Here is a 23,127-nt window from a genome sequence, read left to right as displayed (position 1 = left end):
AACTGGATATTACCTGCGAGAGAGCAAACCAGCACGTCGCAGAACTTGATTTTGCTCTTCCTCGGTGGCGTTCCAACCAACCGCAAGATATTTCAGAGACAAGGCATCGATGCAAAATGCCGCCACCGAAATACCGGAGTCAGTCTCGTATGCAATCGCGACAATCCGAATATCTTCTAAAGACACCACATCAAGCGTATTGACTGGTTGAGAGGTGAAAGGAATAACCCCTAAAAGTTCGGAAGCAAAATCAAACATGGAACGTACAGTTCCCTGTCCATTTTGGTTGCACGCCACTGCTAGCATTACCCGGGACTGTTCGGTGTGTTCGGGGGCAGAATAAAAAGCTCTCTCCACCGCTGTTGGCAGGGTATTTCCCAAAGCCTTTTTATCTAAATGCTCTGTGAAACTGCGACCGCCATCTGCGGAGGCATACGCGTTGAAAGCTAATCCTTGATCGGTTTCTTCAATACAGCCCATTACCAATTTCCCGTCGGAAAGTTCGGTAATCGTAGCCTGTACAACCTTTTCCCCAGCAAATTTACCTGCCCACCAGGAAATTCCTTGGTCGTCGGAACAAACCGCTACCGCGCCTCGTTTACCGTCAGCATCGGTGGCTACTGCCACATAGGCGAGCCTGCCGGTCCAAATTCCGTGTCGCAGCTGCACCCCGTGTCCATGGGCGGTGCGCCGCGAAACCCAGTTTTGATCACCGTCAACTAGGCTGGTCAAATCGCGGTATCGCCAGGTATCACCTTCGTCATCACTTAAGGCAACCGCAATATGGTTTTGGGATTCATCATCATCGCTGCGGGTGGTTACGGCGATAAAAACCCGCCCGGTGACTTGGGAAATGATTATCTGGGGGTCAGTGAAAGATTGACCGGAATCAGTGTAAGTTTCTTGATCGAAAAGAACACGTGGCTCTTCCCAACTGATTCCGTGATCCCGGCTGCGGGTATACCACACCTGGGTGTGTCCATTCGCAGGGTGCTTTTCAAATACCAAAATTAGTTTGCGTCCCGGGGTGCGGTCAATAGCAGGTGCCCCGTAGGTTTCCTGGTCGCTAGTTGCACAAATATCGGCAGTTTTCACCCCGTGCACCGGAAGTTTCTTACCTGGCTCCACTACTGGTTCCACCGGAATCTCTACTGAGTTATCTTCGTCATTTTCTGCAGGGGTAGTAGAGGTGTCTGTTGGCTGGGCTGCAGGCTGGGACTTAGAGGTGTCTGAGTCAGGAACGGCATTTTCCACTGGAGCTACCGGGTCAGGTAGGGACGGTTCCGCGGTCTGCTCTTGGGAACTAGGGGCAGGTTCTTCTCTTTTTTCTTCTGCTGAGTTAGGGACGGCAGATTCAGAAGATGCTTCCTCACTTTGATTATCAGATAGCGTCTGGTCTTCTAAAATCACAACCCCGGATGATTCGTAAACTGTCCGTTCGCTCTCAGATGTATCCGCCTGTTTATCAGCGCTTTCCAAGGCCAACGGCAGGCGGGAGTCGCGCTCGTCGTCACGAGCAGAAGACCCTCTAAAGAGTCTTTTCAAGCGTTGCCAAAACCCAGCCACGTACGTTCTCCTTTATGCCGCGGCTCTTAAGCGAGCCTGGCTAATTCCTCTTCTATAATCTCAGGTTCTAGCTTCTGAAACACGGGTTTGGGTTTAGAAACTGACCTTCCGATTTGAATTTCATGCCTTCCCCAATGTGGAACGTCATTGTAATCGCCCGTAATAATGGGGTAGATGAAATCTGAACCGTCTTCTCTAGTTTGGTCTAAATCTTTAACTTCTTCAATACGAGGCATGGGGGCAATATCCCCTTGCCCGCCGAACACCCGGTCGATAGCATTAGCCGAGGACGGTAAAAACGGCGAAAACATCAGATTCAGATCCGCAATTACCTGTGCTAACACCCATAGTATCGTGTGCAGGCGCTCCTGCGTCTCCGGAGTTTTCAATTTGAAGGGCTCGGTGGCGGCTACATATTGATTCGCTAGTGACACCAGATGCATAATCTGTTGCAACGCTGCCTTTTGCCGATGGGTTGCAATCAGCTGTCCTACCTCAGCAAATCCGGATTTAACCTGGTCTAATAACTGTTTATCCTCGGGGTGTAATTGTCCAGGCTGAGGAATCGCTCCCACTCGTTTATGAATCATCGAAGCCACCCGGTTAACCAAGTTTCCCCAGGCAGCAACCAATTCGTCATTGGTGCGGCGCACGAACTCTGCCCAGGTGAAGTCAGCATCCTGATTTTCGGGGCCAGCTGCGGAAATAAAGTAGCGCAAGGCATCGGCCTGGTAGCGCGAAAGCATATCCCGCACATAAATCACCACGGATTTAGAGGTCGAGAATTTCTTACCCTCCATAGTTAGGAATTCCGAAGAGACCACTTCGGTGGGCAGGTTGAGCCGCCCCATTTCTCCGGGCTCACCGCCGCGCTCGCCCTCGCCGTTATAGCCGAGTAGCTCCGCTGGCCAGACCTGGGAGTGGAAAACGATATTGTCTTTGCCCATAAAGTAGTAGGAACGAGCCTGGGGATCATTCCACCATTCCCGCCAACGTTCTGGCTGGCCGATGCGCCGCGCCCACTCGATGCTGGCAGATAGATATCCCACCACTGCATCAAACCACACATATAGGCGCTTGCTGGGCTGATCTTCCCAACCGGGAACCGGAATCCCCCAGTCAATATCGCGGGTCATAGCGCGCGGCTTAATTTCCGCCAGAATATTCTTGGAAAAGCGGATTACGTTAGGCCGCCAAGTCTCGGAGGCCTCGCGTTCGTCAAGCCATTCCCCGAGGGCGTCCGCGAGGGCGGGCAAATCCAGGAAATAGTGGGAGGTTTCCTCAAACTTGGGGGTTTCCCCATTGATTTTTGAAACCGGGTCAATCAAATCGATGGGATCTAGCTGTTTACCACAGTTGTCACATTGATCTCCCCGCGCCCCGCCGGCTCCACACAGCGGGCAGGTGCCTTCGATATAGCGATCCGGTAGTGCCCGGCCACTGGAGGGACTAATTGCGGCCATAGCTCGCTTTTCAATCAGGTAGCCATTGTCACGCACCTGTGCAAACATGGCTTTGGTAACGGCAATATGATTGCCGGTGGTAGTGCGGGTGAACAGGTCATAGGATAGCCCCAGGTTCACCAAATCTTCTACGATTAGCCGGTTGTTGCGGTCTGCTAGTTCTTGGGGCGAAATTCCCTCTGCCTCTGCCTGCACCAAAATCGGGGTACCGTGTTCATCAGTTCCCGACACCATTAATACCTCATGTCCCGCCATTCGCATATAGCGACTGAAAACATCGGAGGGGACACCAAAACCGGCTACGTGTCCAATATGACGCGGACCATTGGCGTAAGGCCAAGCAACAGCGGATAAAACATGAGTCATACCTCTATCCTAATGCCCCATTGCCGGAAGCAAAATATACCTAAAGACCTGGTTATTTTCGCTCCGCAAGCGCCTGGTTATAAAGCACCTTAGCGCTGATCCCGCTTTGAGCGGCTACCGCTTTAGCGGCCTCTTTTAGTCTTTCTCCGTCCTCAACCCGGCCAAGGACGAGCCCAACTGCTTCCTTAGGCGTCAAGGGAGTGCGCGGCGTAGCTCCTGCCACCACCAGCACGATTTCTCCGCGCACCTCGGCTGCTTTTTCTTTAAGTTCGCCAAGACTGCCCCGCCACACGTCCTCATGCATCTTGGTGAGTTCCCGGCAGACCGCAGCAGAGCGACCAGTGCCGAAAACCTGGGCAAGAGCCCCCAGAGTTACTTCCAAACGCCGGGGAGACTCCAAGAAAATCATGGTACGTTCCTCGCTAGAAAGCTCCTCTAACCGTCGCCTTAGAGCAGTTTGTTTGCGCGGCAAAAACCCTTCAAAGCAAAAGCGATCCGTAGGCAACCCGGAGAGGGCGAGGGCGAGGAGGGGGGCAGACGGGCCAGGCAGTACCGTCAGCGGCACCCCGCGCGCTATCGCCACCTGCACAATCACATATCCAGGGTCAGAAACCGTAGGCATTCCCGCGTCAGTTACCAACAGAACTCGCTGACCATGTGCGGCGTGGGAAACTATTTGTTCGGCTTTCGCCTGTTCATTGTGTTCATGGCAAGAAACTAGGGGGGCGTGCCGAGTAATCCCCAAGCGTTCGCGTAGCAGCCCGGTGCGGCGGGTGTCTTCGGCTGCAATCAAATCTGCCTGTTCGAAGGCGCTAATCAGACGGGGGGTAGCATCAGCGAGATTACCAATCGGGGTTGCCGCTAAAGCGATGACGCCTGCATCCCAGGAAAACTGTTCCACTCTCGCAATTATGCCCTATCCGGATAATATCGAGTACATGCAAGCAATGCCTGGACGTCCCGCTCCGCCCCCACCGGCAGCGGCACGAAAAACTTTGACGACAAGCGACAAGCTCAAGCCTAAATCTCGCCGCAGGCGTCCACCCGCACCTTCGTGGACTTCTGTTACCTCACTGCCTCGACTCTATCTGCTCGGATGGCGTGGGCAGCGAGACAAAGAGGCAATCAACAACAGGCGATCCTGGATAGTTACCCTTATCGCTTGCGTGGTAGCCGCTATCACGCGCTTACCCCGCCTGGGTGTCACCCGCAAACTGATTTTCGATGAAACCTACTATGTAAAAGATGCCTATTCTCTGTGGCATTTTGGTTACGAAACTAACTGGCCCAAAGGAGAGGACGTTAAGTTCGCTGCCGGGGATTTTGCGGCAGCCACCGCCGATCCGGCATTTGTAGTACATCCCCCCCTGGGTAAATGGATTATTGGTTTGGGGATGAAGCTTTTCGGGTGGTCAAATCCTTTCGGCTGGCGGATTGCGGCCGCTATCTCCGGGATTATCTTGGTGTATCTAACCTGCCGTCTAGCTTGGGCATTATTTGACTCTTGGATTCTCACCGGGATTGCAGGGATTTTTATCGCCACCGACGGAGTAGCGATTTCCCTCTCGCGCGTAGGGCTCTTAGATGGGATCTTAGCGGTGTTTTGCCTGGCTGGAGTGCTATGCGTGGTTTATGACCAACTGCAGGTGCGCCGAAGGATGGCTCGCGAGTTGTTGGGAGCAGAGCTGGGCAACGACCTGACGGGAATGCGCTGGTGGCTGGTAGCAGCGGGGATCTGGCTAGGATGTGCCTGCGCGGTGAAATGGTCCGGACTTTATCTGTTGGCAGTGTGCGGTATTTTCGTCTTCTTACGGGATCTAACTTTGCGGCTTTCGGTGCTGCGGATATCCCCTAGCGCGCTCAGTAAGCAATATCCCGGTATTAAAGGTAAGCAACGTGCTTGGCTGGGGGCGGTTCTTCGAGGAGGACTGCCGGCGTTCGCACAGCTAGTCTTAGTAGCCTTCGCGGTGTATTTGCTGAACTGGTGGAACTGGTTTACCCACCCTAACGCCTGGGGGCATGGAAAAACGGCCTCCGCGGCCGGAGATTCCTCTTGGTTAGATCCGATTTCTGATTACCTCACCTATATGAGTGAAGTGATGAAGTTCCACACTGGGGTAACCAGTAAACACCCCTATCAGTCTTATCCGTGGCAATGGCTGATTAATCAGCGCCCTACCTCCATGCTGTTTGAAAAACCGCATGGCGATAATGGGGATTTCACGGTGGAAGCTATGTCTTCACTGGGTAACCCGATGCTGTGGTGGGTGGGAGTAATCGCCCTGGCAGTGATTATTTACTGTACCTTCGTTCGCCGTGACTGGCGAGCGGGAGTAATCCTGGTCGGCTATCTGGGACTATGGGCACCCTGGCTCCTGTACTGGTATCGCACCATTTTTATGTTCTATATGGTGGTGCTAACTCCCTTCCTAGCTTTAGCGGTTGCCTATCTGATCGGGCTTCTTCTGGGGTTATTGCGGCCTCATCCCGAGCCGCTGATAGCGTGCCGAGATCAGCTAGTTGCCCCTGCGCGACGCACTCCCGATATCGCGGTTTCGATGGGGATTGCCCTGGTTATCGTGATTTTACTGGTCGCGCTATTCTTCTATCCGGTAGTTAGCGGGATGCCGATTCCCTATTCACATTGGGGTTGGCGGATGTGGTTTAGCTCCTGGATTTAGGACGCCCCTCACCCCGTCGGTACCGCCTTTATCTCGATTGGTTAATAGGAGGAGGACAGCTAAATCCCTAGGGCAAGATTGACAGGGAAATGCCGTCTAATATGTCGGTTTCTGAAGTTATTATTTCTTTCAAACCGCTGCCGTCAGGTTCGATTTCCCCGTTGATACGTTCAATAATTCGGGACCATACCAGCGCACCCGCGCCGATAACATCGGCGCGTCCGGTGGGCATATACCCTAGGGCGGCGCGCGCAGATACCGGCTGATTCATCATCCAGTTGCACGACCGCAGCATTTGCGCGGGCGTTATCCGCGAGCCATGGATTTTTTCGGGCTGGTATTCTTCTAAGCCGAGGGCGTGGGCAGTAATGGTAGTGACCGTTCCGGCTACCCCAATCAGGGTGCGGGCGCGGTCTAACCCTAGTTTTTGATCAGCCTCATCTATTAATTCATCAATTGCGGAAGTGGCTTTTATTAGGGCTTTCGCCATGCCGGGAGTCTGGCGAGGATCTAGGGAGCCGTCCCCGCGTTTAGCATCCGCAATAACCGGCGCCAGGTAACGCTCAAAAACCCGCACCGAACCCATATTGGTGGAAATAGTGTCCATTACCTGCCCGCGCTGACCTAAAACAAACTCGGTAGACCCGCCCCCAATATCTACCAACAGTACCGGCTCGTCCTCGTCTTTAAAGGAGGAGGTAGCACCGGAAAAAGATAGGGTTGCTTCTTCATCTCCGGAAATAACCTCGGGGATTACCCCTAGGCGTTCCTTGATCCCGGTGAAAAACTCGTCCCGGTTTTTCGCGTCTCGGCTGGCGGAGGTGGCAACAAAACGAATCTTGTCCACCCCGTATTTGGAGATAATCTGTGCGTATTCTTTTGTGGCTGCAAAGGTGCGTTCTAGGGCTGCCGGTGCGAACTGCCCAGTTTTATCGATTCCCTCCCCCAGGCGCACTATCCGCATTTCGCGAGCTAGAACCGTCATCGGCTCGCTGGGACTCTCCCGGCGAGCAATGATTAAACGAATCGAGTTGGTGCCACAATCAATACCTGCAACTAATGCCATAGCCCTATATTTTCACGGATTCAGATTCCTGACTAACAGGAGAGCTGAACGAAAACCATGGGTCGAAAGTATTTCTTACCGAGACAGCGATGCCTAGACGCGCCCTATTATCGATGGGGAAAACCAACGACTATTCACAGTAGCAGTGGTCGCTGTCCCATAGGGCGGTAGCTTTCAGGTCAGCTAGTGCTAAATCACCGATGGGGTTTACTTTTTTACCACAAGCGAGGGTTTGGGCAGCGAGGGCGTGTAGGCATTTGACCCGTTCGGGCATTCCGCCTGCGCTGATTCCCGCAATTTCTGGCACTTCTTCGATTCCAACCTGTTGCCCCACGCGCTCACGAACTGCAATATATTCCAGGTGTGCACGCCGATAATCGGCAGCCAATTCCTCATCTTCTGATAGCAATTGCTGATAGTCAGCCATTTTCCCGGAGGCTTCCAAGGTGGATAGGGCGCGCACCAAGCTGGGGAGGGTCAAATACAGGGTCGTAGGGAAGGGAGATCCGTCCTCTAGGCGCGGAGCGGTCGCCACTACCGCGGGTCGGCCGCACACACAGCGCGCAGCGACTCCCACCACTCCGCGAGGAATCCTTCCTAACTGGGAAGATAGGGTTTCCAGGTCGGCGGGGGTGGCTTCGTCAAGTTTAAAACTCACTTCTTTTTTGCCTTTTCTTGTTGAGGGGTGGCTCCCGGGGCAGGTTGCGGACGAGTTTGAGTCGAGGATTCTTTAGTATCTGTGCTTTGCCCCGCCATTTTCACCGAGTGGGTAACCTCTAAGTACCAGGGGCGAGCCGGCAGTTTCTCTAGTTTTGCTTCCTGGCGTGCCTGATAGTCTTTGCCAGGATCCACCACCGCATAGCGAGTTTCACCCGGTTTTACGTAACCGAGCCGCTCGCGCGCCTGCTGGGTTAGATAATCTGAGTTATTCCAAAGATCTAATTCTTTATGCAGTTCTCGGTTTTCTTGTTTCGCCGCCACCAGTTGTGCATGTACCTTGTTACGTTGTTCCAGCTGGCTTACCAGATCAAACAAGGGAGCCCCCACTAGTAGCAAAAATATGGAGGCTACCACCAGGATGGTACCCACAGTTACCGAAAAGCGTGAACCTACCTTGACCCGCCGGTTAGCCGCTTTGACCACCGGGGAACGTCCCCGATTGCGCCTAGCGGTGCGCACCAAAGGAGAAACTGACCGGAAAGCAGAGCCCTGCTTGCGGGTATTCTCTCTTTGTACACTTTTAGGCGGTTGCGGAGACTTCACGTCTTCATTATTTCATCATTATTGACAAATAGCGCTCCGGCGTTCTGAGAGGTCGAGTATTCAGCGCGATTGCTATTGCTCCTTAGCGCGTCGCCGAACAATCGCCATTCCCGCAACCCCAAGTGTTAAAGCAGCAATAGCTACCATACCTGCCAGGCTACCAGTAGTAACCAGTGAACCCCGATTCTGTCTGACCGATGTAGCCGGTTTGTTGGGATTCTTCTGCTTCCCATCAGCGACTGTTCCACTGTCCGGCTGAGTCGGATTGTCAGAGGGAACTGTTCCCGGTTTCTCGGGGTCGGTACCTGGCTTCTGCGGGTCAGTACCTGGCTTAGGATCATCCTTCTGATCAGCGGTAAATGTCCACTTCACAGCACGGGTAGCCGCAAATGAATAATCATCACTAGCGGTAGCGGTTACTGTCACCGATTTACCGGGAGCCACCGTCTGATTTTGCGCGTCATAGCTCACGCCGACAGTGGTGGGAATCTGCAGTTTTCCAGTCTCACTGGCAAATTCAGGGGTGGCGGGCACCGTGAATTTCCATTCCGTGGTGGCACTTTCTCCCAGTTTGTAACCGGCTTTCGCTTTTAGGGTCACAACCACGGGGCCGGCCGGATAGCTATCAGCTAATGGGGCTCCATTAACCAGATATTCTATACCTTCAACCTGCGGTAAAGTCACTTTACCGGTAACTTTGTCTCCTGCCAGACTCAGGGCAAATCCTGGAACTTTACCTTCCACATATCCTTTATCGGTTTGCGGATCTTGACCCGGAGTTGGAGTATCAGGGTCGCCGGTAGCAGTTCCCGGTTTCACGGGGATAACTTCCGTATCTACTGTGCGATCAATATAGGTGATAGTGGGGCTAACGAACATCGATGGTTGGGCGGGATTGCCGCTAGATTCAGCAACTACCCGCACAAAGTCCCCTTTAGAAACCCGTAAAGCATTCGCATCATTGGCGGTGAAATTAAATTCTCCATCCGGGCGAATCTCTTTCTTTACTAAAGTCAAAGAACGTTTCTCGATTCCGTTTACCAGCAGTTTCACGGTGACTGTCCCGCCGGTAGCATCCCCTTGACGCAAGAATGGTTCTGCAGGTTTACCTGCCGCCGCGTCCTTAATTTTGAAAGTAATATAACCGGTCTTGGGAGCCCGCCACGCCATTGCGGTTGCGCCTGCAGATGTCGGTGAATCAGAAAGCAAACCGTAGAGAGCGCTCCGGTCGGTGGGAGCTAGTTGAGCGCCGTTAATACCCGGCCCGTAATACTGGTCTACCTGCCAGTTCGGCCATGTAGGGTCAGCTTTATCGATATTTACCCATTTACCATTAGCGCCTGTCTGCTTTTGCCCAAACCAGACATTGCCTTGCACGTTATGGGTGTAGTCATCCAGCCAACTATAAACGTTATCTATAGACAGCGGGAACTCGCTGGTAACTTTGCCATCTAATGAGGTAATCTTTAGCTTCATTCCCGTTGCCACCAGTGCGTCCCCTGCCTGAGCGTTACCGGCAGCATCAACTATTTGCGCTTTACCCTCTACAGTTAGGTTAGAGAGCACTTCCGCAACCGTGCTGGGACTCTTTTCCGTTGAGGGAACGTGAATAGTATTTCCAGCTTTATACGCACCATTCTTGCTGGGTACGGTTTCTCCGTCAGTTACCTGATAGGTGGTGCTAACCAGTTTTGCACTATCGGTAACGGTTGCTGGCGGGAGCGGTTTTTGATCGGTAGAGACTGCCCCAATATCAAATGTGTTGGCGGTGCGTCCAAAGAAATCAGTACCTAAAGCAAAGCCGTTATCGTCAACTATTTCTTTACCTTTCCCAATTGCTGGCGAGTTAGCGGCCAGCTTGTAACCATCAAAGACCGTGGTCTTGGCATCCGCTTCGGCATAACTTAACCCGGGGAAATAGTGGGGGCGTGCTTTCATACCAGTGGCAGCATCACTGGGAGCTTTCCCCGGATCTGCCAGTACCGCGCTGCCTTTACTTACTTTTACGGGATTGAGGTCGCTAGCGGGATAGTTAGCGTAGTTGTAGTAAAGGTTATGGGAGTAAGTTACCTTGGCGTTCCCATCAATATCTTTTGGATCCCAGGTGATATGCCCTAGGGGATTCCAAGCTTCAGTGCGGGGTTGGTCACTCATATTGTAGAAAATATTATTTTCTACTTTCATCGTTCCTTGCTGAGCTTGCGCAGGGTGCAAAATCGAGGATCCTGCTTTCAAATAGAAAGTATTGTTGTAAACATGCGCATTCGGATACTTTCCGCTATAGCCTCCATCCCAAAAAGTTGGTGAAAGCGCCCCGAGGGAATCATTTTGCGCAATATTGAAACGGAAGGTGGAGTTTGCTGCCTGATCTCCGCAGAACATCACCGTTCCCCCAGAGTTATTGGCGGAATAGTTGTACTCGTAGACGGTACCGTCACCTGAGTCCGCATCCCAGGGCATTCCGTCACCATTACCCTTATCGGCATTTTGGGTATTGAAACCCTCGTTGAAGCGGAATACGGCATCTTTTGATTTCCATGGCCAGATGGAGGCGGCTACGCGCCCTCCCGTCTTAGCAAATTTTCCGGGAGTATCTTTCGCAAAAAGATAATCGGTAGTGTTCATCTGGGTAGCAATCTCGGTGGCTACATTGCTTTCAACTACTGGCTTATACCCGTACATGGCGGTAATCGCGTCACCACCAATATTCTTAATAAAGTTATTGATGATTACCACATTTGTGGAACCATACTTGGTGATGACCTCACCCGGAATCTGTATACGACCATCAACGGCAACGCTGGCGTAAGCACTGTAAACAGCGGCTATCCCCCAGCGTCCGGAGTTTTCTACCCGGTTATTGATAATCTGTAAATCATTAAACCGGGGATATCCTTTTTCCGGTTTGACCAAGGCAGGCTTAAATCCCGGAGCCGTACGATTCGCAGCTGGTTTCATCTGGTCGCTGGCGATTAGGGAACTGAAATAAATCGCACCATTAACACTGTGTTTATTGTAGATATTACCTTTCACATCATGGACGTAAAGGTTCTTTAGTGCCACATGATCTAACGTTCCCTGATTTTGAGCGATCCCGGCAATCCCGGTGCGGTCAAGAGCGCAGTTATCGTTATAGGCGCACCCGTTTTCTTTTCCGCTGCCATCTTCGAGCCGTATATTGGTGATTTCTAGGTCGCTAAGCTCGATGTTTTCAGCGTCTTTTAGCATTACGGTAGAAGAAACCGCATCCTTAGCCAGATAATGCTGACTGTGTCCCAAGGTCAAACCATAGTCAAGTTTCCACTGTCCCTCGCCATTAGCAGCAATTACCGGTTTATCGCCCTCGCCATATGCCGAAATCACCAGGGGCGCTCCATCACTATCTGCCTGGTAGGCGCAGGTAGTGCCGTCATTAAACCTGAAGGCTTTATCGCCACTGATACACAAATTCTGGTTGTTAAAGACATCCCCACGTTTTAACAGAATCTTGTCACCGGCATGCAGAGTCAGTTTATTGACAGCTCCTAAGGTCTTAAGGGGTTTAGCCTCAGATTTTCCATCATTAGTGTCATTACCCGCCGCACTCACGTAATAGGTAGTGGCAGGAATAATTTCCGCCTGCACCGGGGCAGCCACTGCCGGCAACTGAGACAGAGCAACCAAACTGGTGGCAAGCACGGTGATACCGGTAGCTTTAGCAAGTTTCTTCAGGTTCATCTTTCCCCTATCGCCTGCTGGGTAACCAGCTCTATTTACTGAAAGTGTCTTTAACGAAAGCAACTACGCTTTCTTGATTAATCACCGTTTCCATACCCTGAACCTGCCGAGCTAACAAGTCGTAATAAATCTGGGTACGAAGATCAACTTTGACGCTGGGTGATATAATCTTCCACTTTTCTTCTTCCGAGGAAAGCTTAGCAATTTCTTCACCAAAATCCCAGGCGTTAGCCAAATAGTGATCTTTAACCTGTCGGTCACTAACCTTCATCCCCGGGGCTTGTTCAGCAGTAATATATTGGTCACGCAAACTGCTGACGTATTTCGAAAGATAAACCGCTAAATCAGGTTGCTCGCCCTCGAAAGTCTGATTCTTCGCGGCGGCTGTGGCCTCGCTAGGTGAGCTACCCTCTCGCCAAGACTGCAGCGCCTCTTCCCAGGTGGGGGCGGTCATTTGTCCCCCTAGCACCGCTTGCCTATAGGCAGCGTGCTGCCCTTCTAATAAATGCACAGCCAGGCAAGCAGCATATTCAGCCGGTTTGCTGGCGCTCGCGCAAAACTTTTTACTGGCAGGCGAATACGCTTGTTGCAGTACCAGCTGTTTACGTTCGTTCTCGGAGCCAGCAGTGGGGGCAACGGTTGGGCGAGTACATTTAGCTTGATTTTTTTGCCAAAAGTCAGCGCCAACAGAGTTTTCTTCGCCGGCGCAAGCAGCTATTACCTGGGATTTAACCTCTGAGAGGGCGTATTTAAACTCGGCAGCGCTCACCTTTTGCCCGGCGATAGTTAGCCCTGGCAGTTGGGGTTCTTCTTTGGTAGCTGCGGTATCTGATCGAGGTATCCCCACAGCCCAGATAACACTCGCCACTAGAGCGCAAACCGCTATCCCGATAAGTAAAGCGGCACACGCCTCCCTCCCCCCAGGAAACCTAGTGAGACGTTTACGCTGATCCTTTAACTGATTTTTGGCTAACGCAGATTTGCCGGCGCGCGATTTCATAAGCGCTTAAAGCGTAGCGCTACCCCCGCACCCGCAAATAACGCGGCCGCAAACAGATACCCCCAGGGGGAAGAACCGGAGCGGGCAAGATTACCTGCGGTAACGTCGCTAGCGGACGATTGCTGCTGAGGGCGATTCTTCGACTTATCTAAAGAACCTGGCGTACCCGGCGTAGTCGGGTTAGCCTTTCCGGGATTACCGGTAGGTTTATACGTTGGTTTATCACTAGCTTCCGGTTTAGGAGTATCAGTGCCCGGCTTGGGAGTATCAGTCCCTGGCTTAGGAGTGTCACCACCGGGACCTGGAGTTTCGCCCTCACCGGGCTTATCGGGCTGGCTGGGATCTACTACCGGAGGTTTAGGTTTATCGCAATCCAAGTTTTCCCGAGTAGGCGCAGTCCAGCTCCAGATTGTTTGCACCCCGGCCGGAATGACGTATCCCGCTTCCGCTTCGGCTTTGATACGCAGAGTTTGTCCGTAATCATAGGTGAACGCCCCATTGGTCTGGGGAGTTATTTCTTTACCATTTACAGTCACTGTATAGCGCACACCCTCTTGCTGTTTAACCATTCCAGAGGGCTTTACGCTACAGCTAACCGGGTCTTGAGCTGCACCATCAACATTTGAGGAAGCCTCAGGGGTTACCAGTTTGGCTGCGGGGTCATAGTAGTTCAAAGCGGCGATTCTGCGCCCCTTGGGAGCGGGAATTCCCGATTCTTTCAGCAAGAACTTGCCTAGCAGTAACTGTCCTTTGTGATTCAAGCTGCCCCGGCTATCGACAATGTCACCATAGTTGCTGTTCTTTGCTTGCAGCTTTTGGAAGTATTGGTGGGCGTCAATTGCCGGTACTTCCTCGTCAGCAGCTATCTGCAACATCTCCGCGGCGTATTTGTCGACCTCGGCGCTAGCTTCAGCAGGCGTAACTAGCACTACGCGGATTCCGTCTGCTTTAGCCTGGGCAACCAGCTGTTTGATATTGCTCTTAAAACTGTCAAGCGTTTCATAGGGCTGCCCGGCGGAATCTAGCGCATCAGGTACCAGGTATAGCACCTGCGGATTATGACGTTTTACCTGGCTGTCATATGCGGCTAGCATTTTCCCGGTGGTCTGCCCCGGATAGGACGAATTCACTACGAAACGCGAACGAGCGGCAAGCTGCAACCCGCTAGGGTTAGCGTCACAACTATTACCGTTGCATTCCCAACTCACAACTTCGTCAAAAACTTCGGTGGCAGATTTAGCGGAAATATCGCCCTCGCCCCCATAGATAGTGTCCGAACCTAAAAATACCCAAGTGTTGGGGTCGCCCTTACCATTATGGATAAAGGGAGAAATCACCGCATTAACCGTAGGGGCACCGGCCTGTTCAGCTATTTGCTGTTCGCTCAATACCTGATCCGAAACCGCTGCGTAATCTAATACCCCGGAAAATGCGCTCTCGGGAGTGGGATTTGCCCCCACCCGCGCTGCGCACAAGGTTACATAATCTACCGAGAAGTTATTTAAGGTGAGGGCGTTAGCGCCGGCAACTCCCGCACCTTTCAACGGCAGTACTTTTACCCCGTCCAAGTAGTAGTCGGCAGTACCGTCAGTAATGTTTACGCTGACAGTATGGAATTTTCCGTCAGCGACGATGGGAGTTTGTAACGTGAAACCGTCAAGCTTACCGGTTTTGAATTGACGCTGAACTTTAAACTTTCCACCCTCCGCAATATCGAGGCGCAGCTGCAGATTAGAGTCCTTATCAGCAAAGGAAATAAGGGTTCCGGTCTGAGTGGAGGTGGCTTTGAAACGCACCGTAAAGTTCTGTTTGCTAAAGGGGGCTACCTGAGCGGCTTCGTCATCTTTTATCTGCGGGGTGCAAGATTCACTGGTGGTCTGGGCGTGATTGAGCACTAGGTTTGCCTGGTGTGGAGGCTGTTTCTTTAACACTTCGGGTACGTTTTGCGTCACTGGCACCTCGGTTAGGGGACTTCCATAACGCTCTACGTATGCTTTGTAAGTATTGGCTAGCGTTGAATCTTCATTCCAGATATTCAACTGCTTTACCAGGAATTTTGCCCACTCCAGATAGCCTTGCGCACTGGGGTGTACTCCATCGGCTTGCATCCAGCCGTCAGAGTTATCTGGCGCGTGCTCAGTTTGCCAGAATTTTTGGACATCCAGCAGAATCACTTTCTTTTCTGCTGCCACCTCTCGTACAGTTTGCATCCACGCATCGAAAGAGGCGTGTCGCCCGTCAGTGGGATAGTTTTGGGTTTGCAACACCGGAATTGCACCGGAGGCGCGAATCTGATCGATAAAGTATTCGAGATTTTGTCGGTAAGTGTTTTGTTCAACCCGTTCCTTGGCAGGGGCGTTTACCGAATCGTTCATCCCCAGAGCCAAAAAGACTACGTCAGCGCCTTTATCAAGGACAGATTGTTGGAAAGCTTGACGCAAATACCGGGTAGTAGAGTTAGCCACCCCGGTATTCATCACTAAATCGTTAGTGCGTCCTATGCCATTAATGGGGGTCGAATGTAGATACGAGTTGAAATACTCGCTGAAGCGCCGCAAACCTTCACTGGTATTAGCGCCATGAGTTATGGAATCACCAGTAAATAGCCAGGAAATAGGGTTTTCTTTCGCCAGTTTGGCCTGTAGTTTTTCCCAATCAGCTAAGGACTGGTTAGCTGTGGAAGCGGTATTTTCCGGAGTATTGGCTTTAACCTGTGTGGGCATTGCCCAGTTCACAGAGGGAACGCTGGCAGCCTCGGCTGGGGCAGAAACCCCCACCCCGATCCCAGAAAAAAGCATCGCTAAAGTTACGCTAGCTGCCGCTAAAGACTTCTTCATCTTCATATATCCCCAGCATTCTTCGTTACCCGCTGTTCGTTTTACATTATTCGCGAAAAAATTTACGCCCTAAAGCGTCTTTCCTGCGAGATTCGTCAGCGAGTTAGTTGGTCTTCGGCTTCCTTGCTTATTACTTGTCTAACTCTAACCTCACTTTTGGGGTAAACCCCAAAAGCGCATGATTACCCCACAATGCTATCAATACTTTTTACCCGAAAGAATGGAGGTATTTAACTTCTGATTTGGTTCAGTTGGCTTAGCTGGAAACCCGGGATTATCTCAAAGAAACCCGACAACACGTTCGCGCGAACGTGCATCGCGTGAATAAAGGGCTAATACTCGAATAAAACGAACAGATTTATCTGCGCTTACTGCTTAAAAACAAAAAAGGGGGTGGGTCGAAAGAAATATCTTTCGACCCACCCCGGATTTTTTAAGCTAATCGCCTATCAGCTGTATAGGCATTGCAAACTAGGCTTTAAAACGCGGGAATGCGTTCCGCCCAGCATATACAGCGGCGTCGCCCAGCTCGTCCTCGATACGGAGTAGCTGATTGTACTTCGCTACCCGCTCGCTACGTGCCGGAGCACCAGTCTTAATCTGACCAGAGTTAGTGGCTACCGCTAGGTCAGCGATAGTTACGTCTTCGGTCTCGCCGCTGCGGTGAGAAGTCATGGACTTGTAACCGGCACGGTGAGCATCCTCAACCGCCTGTAGGGTTTCAGTCAGGCTGCCAATCTGGTTAACCTTAACCAGCAGAGCGTTAGCTACTCCCTCTTTAATGCCGCGAGCCAGACGCTCCGGGTTGGTTACGAACAGGTCATCGCCAACCAGCTGAACCTTGTCCCCGATATGCTCGGTCAAAGCTTTCCAAGCATCCCATTCGTCCTCCGATAGCGGATCCTCGATAGAAACAATCGGGTACTTGGCGACTAGTTCGTCGTAATACTTCACCATGTAATCCGTGTCGCGAGGCTCGCCCTCGAACAGGTACTTGCCATCTTTGAAGAACTCGGAAGAAGCCACGTCCAGAGCCAAAGCCACATCTTTACCCGGCTCGTATCCGGCTTTCTTGATCGCCTCACAAATCAGGTCGAGAGCTTCCGCATTGGAGTCCAGGTTGGGGGCGAAACCGCCCTCGTCACCCAAACCAGTCGATAGACCACGATCTTTAATAACGCCCTTCAAAGTGTGGTAGACCTCGGCGCCCATACGGAGAGCTTCCGCGAAAGAGCCAGCACCAATAGGGGCAATCATGAACTCTTGAATATCCACATTGGAGTCAGCGTGAGAACCACCGTTCAAAATGTTCATCATCGGAACCGGCAGCACATGGGCATTAGGGCCACCCAGGTACTTGAAGAGGGACACCCCTGCTTCCTCGGCGGCGGCATGAGCAACAGCCAAAGAAACACCCAAAATAGCATTAGCACCCAATTTGCCTTTGTTAGCAGTGCCATCCAAATCCATCATCATCTGGTCGATAGCGCGCTGATCAAAAGCATCTTCACCGATTAGCTCTGGGGCAATGTCATCCATTACTGCATTAACCGCATCCTGAACGCCTTTACCCAGGTAACGACCTTTGTCGCCATCCCGACGTTCCACGGCCTCAAAAGCGCCGGTAGAAGCCCCGGAAGGAACGGAAGCACGGGCAGAAGCACCCGAATCCAACAATACTTCCACCTCAACGGTGGGATTTCCCCGAGAATCAAGAATTTCACGGGCATTAATAGCAACGATTAGTGACACGGTCACGCTCCTTATAGATTTTATTGATCACTTACCTACAGTCTACTGGAAGTAAAGGACGTCAGCAGGTTGCAAAAGTCCCTATCTTTAGGCGCAGACGGAAAGAAAAACTGTTTACTTAAGCGGCTGCGAGTCTTGCGGCATTTGCCTTTGCAGCGCTTGCTCCACTTTGGCAAAATTTTGCAGTTTCACTCCGGAACCCAGATCAGGTTCTAGCACTTGTATCCCGGTGGTATTCGACAATACCTGAGTTAATAGGGCGTTAATTTTCAATCCCGCAGCCTGCTCATCACCCTGTTTTTGCGCCGCCAACAGTTTCGGCTGAATTCGCTTCGCTAAATCCGTCGATAACTTCCCCTGTTGCTGATCATTAGACAACTTTTGTAGCCGCCAGAAATCTAGGGTATCTGTAGAAAAGTCTGCATCCTTAATGCCTGCTGCTTCAGCTCCGGCAGCCAGCCACTTATTAATATCCGCATCGGTATATCCCGGCTGGTTACGCAGTTCTTCCCTGGCGACCTTCATCGCGGAAGCCCAAGAGGCAAGGTATTGCGACGGTATCTCTCCACGCTCTAGGGAATCCCAAACAGCTTGCGGATACACTTCAGTTCCCAACTGTTTTTGTACCTGTGAACGCATCTGTTGCATATAGGATACGCGCTGTTCGTCAGTGGGAGTGGCCGCATTAATCTCAGCTGCCACCTGTTCGACCGGAAAACTATCTTTCGCGGTTTCAGCGTTGGAACATCCGCTAAGACCCATCCCGAACAGGGCGGTTCCGGCGCAAATACCAATAACTCGAAGAACTTTGTTATTCATAAGACTGTCTTTCTGAAGCTAATAGCTAGGGTTAGCTTATCAAGAGGGCACGGACAGCTCTATTCTTGTGCATTAGAATTATTTTTTCCAAAGGGGGTAAGCACATTCTGTAATAACTGTGCCACCCACTGCGCTAACGGTTCATCGTGAAGCGCGTTTTGCCCCAATTTTTCTCCCTTAGGGGCGGGCACCAAGATTTGGCGTACCGCCGGCTTAATCACCGTTCCCGGATGCAGCCGCTTTATCCGCAGCATTTGTGAATCCGCCAAGCTAATCGGGGCAAAACGTACAAAACGCCCTTGTGCCACAATTTCCTTAATCCCTAGGGCACGTGCAGCCATCCGTAGCTTCGCCACCGTAAACAGTAGCTGTACATTTGCGGGTGGCACTCCGTAACGGTCAGTCATTTCTTCCCGCACCGCTTCCAGTTGTTCTTCTTCCCGCACACTCGATAGCTTTTGATACATCTCTAGGCGCAGCCGCTCCGAATCCATATATTCAGGCGGAATATGGGCATCAATCGGCAGTTCAATCCGCACTTCACTTTCATCGTCTTGCGTTTCCTCGCCCTCCTTAAAACCGCGCACTGCCTCGGACACCATCCGGATATACAGATCAAAACCAACCCCGGCGATATGACCCGACTGTTGGCCACCCAGCAGGTTTCCGGCTCCACGAATCTCCAAATCTTTTTGCGCAACTGCCGTGCCTGCCCCTAAATCGGTATTTGCGGCGATCGTTTGTAAGCGTTCATGCGCAGTTTCGGTTAGCGGTTTATCGCCCGGGTAGAAGAAATAGGCGTAAGCGCGTTCCCGCCCGCGCCCTACTCGTCCTCGTAATTGGTGTAGTTGGGACAGCCCCATTCGATGCGCGCCGGAAACAATCAAGGTATTAGCGTTGGAAATATCTAGCCCGGTTTCTACAATCGTGGTGCAAACTAGCACATCAGCCTGGTGGTTCCAGAAATCAACCATTACTTGTTCCAGTTGCTTTTCATGCATTTTGCCGTGCGCCACCGCGATCCTGGCTTCCGGAACCAGTTCCGCCAGATGCGCCGCTACCCGATCGATCGATTCTACCCGGTTATGAACATAAAAAACCTGTCCGTCACGCAGCAGTTCCCGTCGAATCGCTGCCTTTACCTGTTTGTCCTGGTAAGCACCAACAAAAGTGAGCACCGGGTGGCGTTCTTCGGGCGGAGTCGAAAGGGTCGATAGTTCCCGAATCCCGGTCACTGCCATTTCTAGGGTGCGCGGAATCGGGGTGGCCGACATAGAGAGCACATCCACATTGGTGCGCAGGGCTTTCAAAGTTTCTTTGTGTTCCACCCCGAAACGCTGCTCTTCGTCAATAATCACTAGTCCCAGATTTTTAAACCCTACTTCCCCAGTAATCAAACTATGGGTTCCGATCACCAAATCGATTTCGCCGCCGCGTAACTGGTCTTTGAGTTCTCGCGCCTGGGCAGGGGTAGAAAAACGCGATAGCTGCCCGATTTTTACCGGGAAGGGCGCGAAACGATCACTAAAAGTTTCAAAATGTTGTTTTACTAGCAGCGTGGTCGGCACTAACAAGGCAACCTGAAATCCCTCTTGGATAGCTTTGAAGGCAGCGCGCACCGCCACTTCGGTTTTCCCGAACCCTACATCTCCACTGAGCAGGCGATCCATAGGAGCCGGTTTTTCCATATCCGCCTTGACTTCATCAATGGTGGCGAGCTGATCAGGAGTTTCCTGATACTCAAATGCATCCTCGAGTTCCTTTTGCCAGGGAGTATCGGGACCGAAAGCGTGTCCTTTGGTGGCCTGACGGGCAGCGTATAGCCGAATAAGTTCTGCCGCGATTTCCCGGGTGGCTTTACGGGCACGGTTCTTGGTTTTCGCCCAATCCGCTCCCCCCATTTTGTTTAGCTGCGGGGTATCCGAGCCGGCATAGCGGGAAACCAAATCCAAAGAGTCAGTGGGGACATAGAGCCGGTCACCAGCTTGACCCCGCCGCGAAGGAGCATACTCCAACACGAGATATTCGCGGGTAACAGCGTCTTGACCTTTACCAATAGTGCGCTTGGTCATCTGCACGAAGCGTCCCACCCCATGTTGGGAGTGCACCACGTAGTCCCCGGGTTTTAGCGAAAGGGGATCAACAATGGTTTTCCCCCGCCGACTAGCCAGCTTCCGGGGAGCTTGCGCCAGGCGTGGAGAACGGCCAGTCAAGTCAGCCTCTGCCAATACCAGCAGGTGTGAGGCTTTTAGGGTGAAACCAGCGGCGATTTTACCGGCGGTAACCAGTACGCTTCCCTTTTCTATATCCGAGGACGTAGCTAGGGTGGCTGCTGCCCGGGCAGGCAGGCCTGCCTCGGAAAGATTAGCGGCGAATCGGCTGGCCAAGCCGCGTCCTGAACAGGAGACAATCACCTGCCAACCGGCGTTTAGATACTGTCCTAATTCTTTAACTGCCTGGTCAATCTGTCCGCGATAGCCTTTGGTCGCCCTCGCGCCCATGCTAGTTTGACCGTTGTAAACATAGGTGGGTCGGGTAGTTTCGCTGAGCCCATTTTCTTCTTCGCCCCCGCTGAGCTCTTCCGTGAGCTTTCCGGTCTCAGCTGGCTCTTCCTCGTTTTCGGCAGCCAAAATATCTGCACTGGGTAGACCGGTGAGTTCCCACCAGCCAAGACCTTTATCGAGAGCCTCTTGATTAAAATCATTGAGACTCTGGAGGGCGCGGGCAGCCTGTATCGGAATTTTTCCGCCTCCAGCGGCCGCTTGCCAAGCAGCCTGCTCAAATTCGTGGGAAGTGGCCAGCAAATCTGCGGCGCGGCGAGCTACTTTCCCTGGTTCGTCAATCACGATAGTGGTATCTTCAGGTAGTAAGGAAACCACGCTTTGCAGCCCGGGAGCCAACACCGGGGCTAAAGATTCCATCCCCTGGACTGCGATCCCCTGGCTGATCAGTTCTAGCATATCGGCCACGCCTGGCAGGGACGGTTGCAGCTCCCTAGCGCGCTGCTTCACCTGGTCGGTTAATAGCAATTCCCGGCAGGCCGGTGCCCACACCCCGGCAGGGCTTTTTTCCAGGCTGCGCTGGTCTGAGAGGGAGAAATAGCTTACTTCCTCTAGGGTGTCGCCAAAGAAATCTAAGCGCTGGGGGTGGGATTCCCCGGGAACAAATACATCAACAATTCCTCCTCGCACCGCGAATTGTCCCCGCGTGGACACCAAATCGGTTTTCTCGTATCCCAGGTCTAGGAGGCGGCTAGCCAGCTTGTCCAGAGGATAATCTTCGCCCTCTAGAATTTTTAGGGGCTCAATCTCGGTTAGACCGGCAACTACCGGCTGCAATAATGCCCTAATGGGAGCTACCAAAATAGAAATAGCCTGCCCAGGACCACTGGTTTCCGGATGAGTCAGGCGGCGCAAGGCGGCGATTCGCTGCGCCATAGTGTCGGCACGGGGAGACAGCCGTTCGTGTGGCAGGGTTTCCCAGGAGGGGTACCGGGAAACTCGAGGCAGGTATCCGGACAATTCCGCCTCTACCTGTTCGGCGGCTCTGCCCGAAGCAGTTACGTAGAGGATCAGACCGCGCCGCTTTTCCTGAGTCGCCTCAGCCTGCGCAGCTTTCTTCGTATTTACTGATGAGAAAGGTAGTGGCGAAAAGGTTCCGCTACTTACCTCGGTTTGCGCCGCTGCTGCTGCGAGCGGTGGCCTTACCCCTGCAGGACAGTATAGAGACTGGACGCTATGGGGCTGGGAAAAGAACTTTTTAGCTGCCGGCTCACTAGCTACTTTTTCTACTACGGCTTGCAAACTCATCGTGTCTATCCTAGAGGAGTGAGCCGTCTAGTTCACTTTCACTGAACGATTGCGGTAACCGCTGTTTTGCGAGGGTGCACCCTCGCCTGTAAATAACTAGCCGCTATCTAACGGGTGTAAACGTCGAAATGGTTACCCCGGGTGCCGCGGTCATAGACCTTTCCCGGCCCACCAAAGGGAGTGTTAATAACGGTGCCTTTCGGGGCATCATTGGCGAGCACAATATAGCCGTCGGCGTCAGCTACATATCCGTTAGCGTTCACGTGGCGACCTGGAATCCGCAGTCCCCCACCGGGTAAGACTTTTTGGGAGTAGTAGGTGAACTTGTATCCGCTCCAGTGCACTACACCTGCTCTACGTAAAGCTGCCAGGGAGTATTGTGCGCTGGAAGCACTAGCCCCACCGGTACTTGCCTGCGAAGCTGGTTGCGAATTTGCGCCAGGTTGCGAGTTCTCGCTGTTTAGCGCAGTATCGGGATCGGTTGTGGGGGATTCGTCTAAGACTTTAGCGCTAACTTTTTCTAAACCGTATTCCCCGCCTGCTTGAGCAACCGGGTTGGTTTTGGAAATGGTTTGCGCCGTCATTTCGGGTTGGGGTTGCCCGGCGGGAAGGGAAGCAGAATGCAGAGCGACTGCTCCCGAGGTACCGACTGCTGCTGCGATTACTGCAGTGGCTAACCCCGCCTGCCAGAGTAGATGGCGGAATGGTTTCTTTCCTTGGCTATGACGTCCCACGATTTTCCCATTCAGTCGACAAAATAACCTGCCCGGTTTACCAGGCGAAAATCA

14 protein-coding genes are annotated in these 23,127 nt (G+C 52.4%); 1 reads left to right on the top strand and 13 read right to left on the bottom strand.

Annotation, left to right across the window (positions count from 1 at the left end):
* Positions 1-9: 9 nt before the first annotated feature.
* From RDM26_RS04245 to rsmI, 3 genes are read right to left on the bottom strand one after another with little or no spacing between them, the layout of a single operon-like run.
* Entirely contained in the window at positions 10-1,566 is a 1,557-nt protein-coding gene (locus RDM26_RS04245; RefSeq protein ID WP_307737778.1) for an exo-alpha-sialidase, read from the bottom strand.
* Positions 1,567-1,592: 26 nt separating this feature from the next.
* A complete protein-coding gene (metG, locus tag RDM26_RS04240) occupies positions 1,593-3,395 on the bottom strand; it encodes a methionine--tRNA ligase (RefSeq protein WP_307737777.1) in 1,803 nt (600 codons plus the stop codon).
* A 52-nt stretch (positions 3,396-3,447) separates the two neighbouring features.
* Positions 3,448-4,296, bottom strand: coding sequence for a 16S rRNA (cytidine(1402)-2'-O)-methyltransferase (gene rsmI, locus RDM26_RS04235; RefSeq protein ID WP_307737776.1), 849 nt, complete (start codon positions 4,294-4,296; stop codon positions 3,448-3,450).
* A gap of 37 nt (positions 4,297-4,333) precedes the next feature.
* On the opposite strand from rsmI, the gene RDM26_RS04230 reads away from it, so the two are divergent.
* Complete coding sequence (locus RDM26_RS04230) at positions 4,334-6,076, top strand: phospholipid carrier-dependent glycosyltransferase (protein ID WP_307737775.1); 1,743 nt, start codon at positions 4,334-4,336, stop codon at positions 6,074-6,076.
* A gap of 67 nt (positions 6,077-6,143) precedes the next feature.
* Here the strand turns inward: RDM26_RS04230 and RDM26_RS04225 are convergent, their stop codons facing one another.
* The 10 genes from RDM26_RS04225 to RDM26_RS04180 form a co-directional block, all read right to left on the bottom strand.
* Positions 6,144-7,142: a Ppx/GppA phosphatase family protein gene (locus RDM26_RS04225; protein ID WP_307737774.1), complete on the bottom strand. Its 999-nt coding sequence runs from the start codon at positions 7,140-7,142 to the stop codon at positions 6,144-6,146.
* Between the two features lie 130 nt (positions 7,143-7,272).
* Positions 7,273-7,800, bottom strand: a complete 528-nt coding sequence (locus RDM26_RS04220) for a DUF501 domain-containing protein (protein WP_307737773.1) — start codon at positions 7,798-7,800, stop codon at positions 7,273-7,275.
* The gene (locus RDM26_RS04215) at positions 7,797-8,405 is read right to left on the bottom strand and encodes a septum formation initiator family protein (protein ID WP_307737772.1); all 609 of its coding nucleotides are present in this window, start codon (positions 8,403-8,405) and stop codon (positions 7,797-7,799) included. The genes RDM26_RS04220 and RDM26_RS04215 overlap by 4 nt, the downstream gene beginning before the upstream one ends.
* Before the next feature lie 72 nt (positions 8,406-8,477).
* Entirely contained in the window at positions 8,478-12,122 is a 3,645-nt protein-coding gene (locus tag RDM26_RS04210; RefSeq protein WP_307737771.1) for a right-handed parallel beta-helix repeat-containing protein, read from the bottom strand.
* A gap of 31 nt (positions 12,123-12,153) precedes the next feature.
* A complete protein-coding gene (locus RDM26_RS04205; protein WP_307737770.1) occupies positions 12,154-12,990 on the bottom strand; it encodes a hypothetical protein in 837 nt (278 codons plus the stop codon).
* 128 nt (positions 12,991-13,118) lie between these two features.
* Positions 13,119-15,965: a GDSL-type esterase/lipase family protein gene (locus tag RDM26_RS04200; RefSeq protein ID WP_307737769.1), complete on the bottom strand. Its 2,847-nt coding sequence runs from the start codon at positions 15,963-15,965 to the stop codon at positions 13,119-13,121.
* A gap of 465 nt (positions 15,966-16,430) precedes the next feature.
* Positions 16,431-17,711, bottom strand: coding sequence for a phosphopyruvate hydratase (gene eno, locus RDM26_RS04195; protein WP_307737768.1), 1,281 nt, complete (start codon positions 17,709-17,711; stop codon positions 16,431-16,433).
* A gap of 114 nt (positions 17,712-17,825) precedes the next feature.
* Positions 17,826-18,530: a hypothetical protein gene (locus RDM26_RS04190; protein WP_307737767.1), complete on the bottom strand. Its 705-nt coding sequence runs from the start codon at positions 18,528-18,530 to the stop codon at positions 17,826-17,828.
* Positions 18,531-18,589: 59 nt separating this feature from the next.
* Positions 18,590-22,339, bottom strand: a complete 3,750-nt coding sequence (gene mfd, locus RDM26_RS04185; RefSeq protein ID WP_307737766.1) for a transcription-repair coupling factor — start codon at positions 22,337-22,339, stop codon at positions 18,590-18,592.
* Between the two features lie 107 nt (positions 22,340-22,446).
* Positions 22,447-23,073, bottom strand: a complete 627-nt coding sequence (locus RDM26_RS04180; protein WP_307737765.1) for a hypothetical protein — start codon at positions 23,071-23,073, stop codon at positions 22,447-22,449.
* Positions 23,074-23,127 lie beyond the last annotated feature (54 nt).

Origin of the sequence: uncultured Varibaculum sp., from assembly GCF_902489465.1 — a bacterium.
GTDB lineage: Bacteria > Actinomycetota > Actinomycetes > Actinomycetales > Actinomycetaceae > Varibaculum.
The sequence above is the reverse complement of the archived record's forward strand: the minus strand, read 5'-3'. Positions and strand labels throughout refer to the sequence as shown.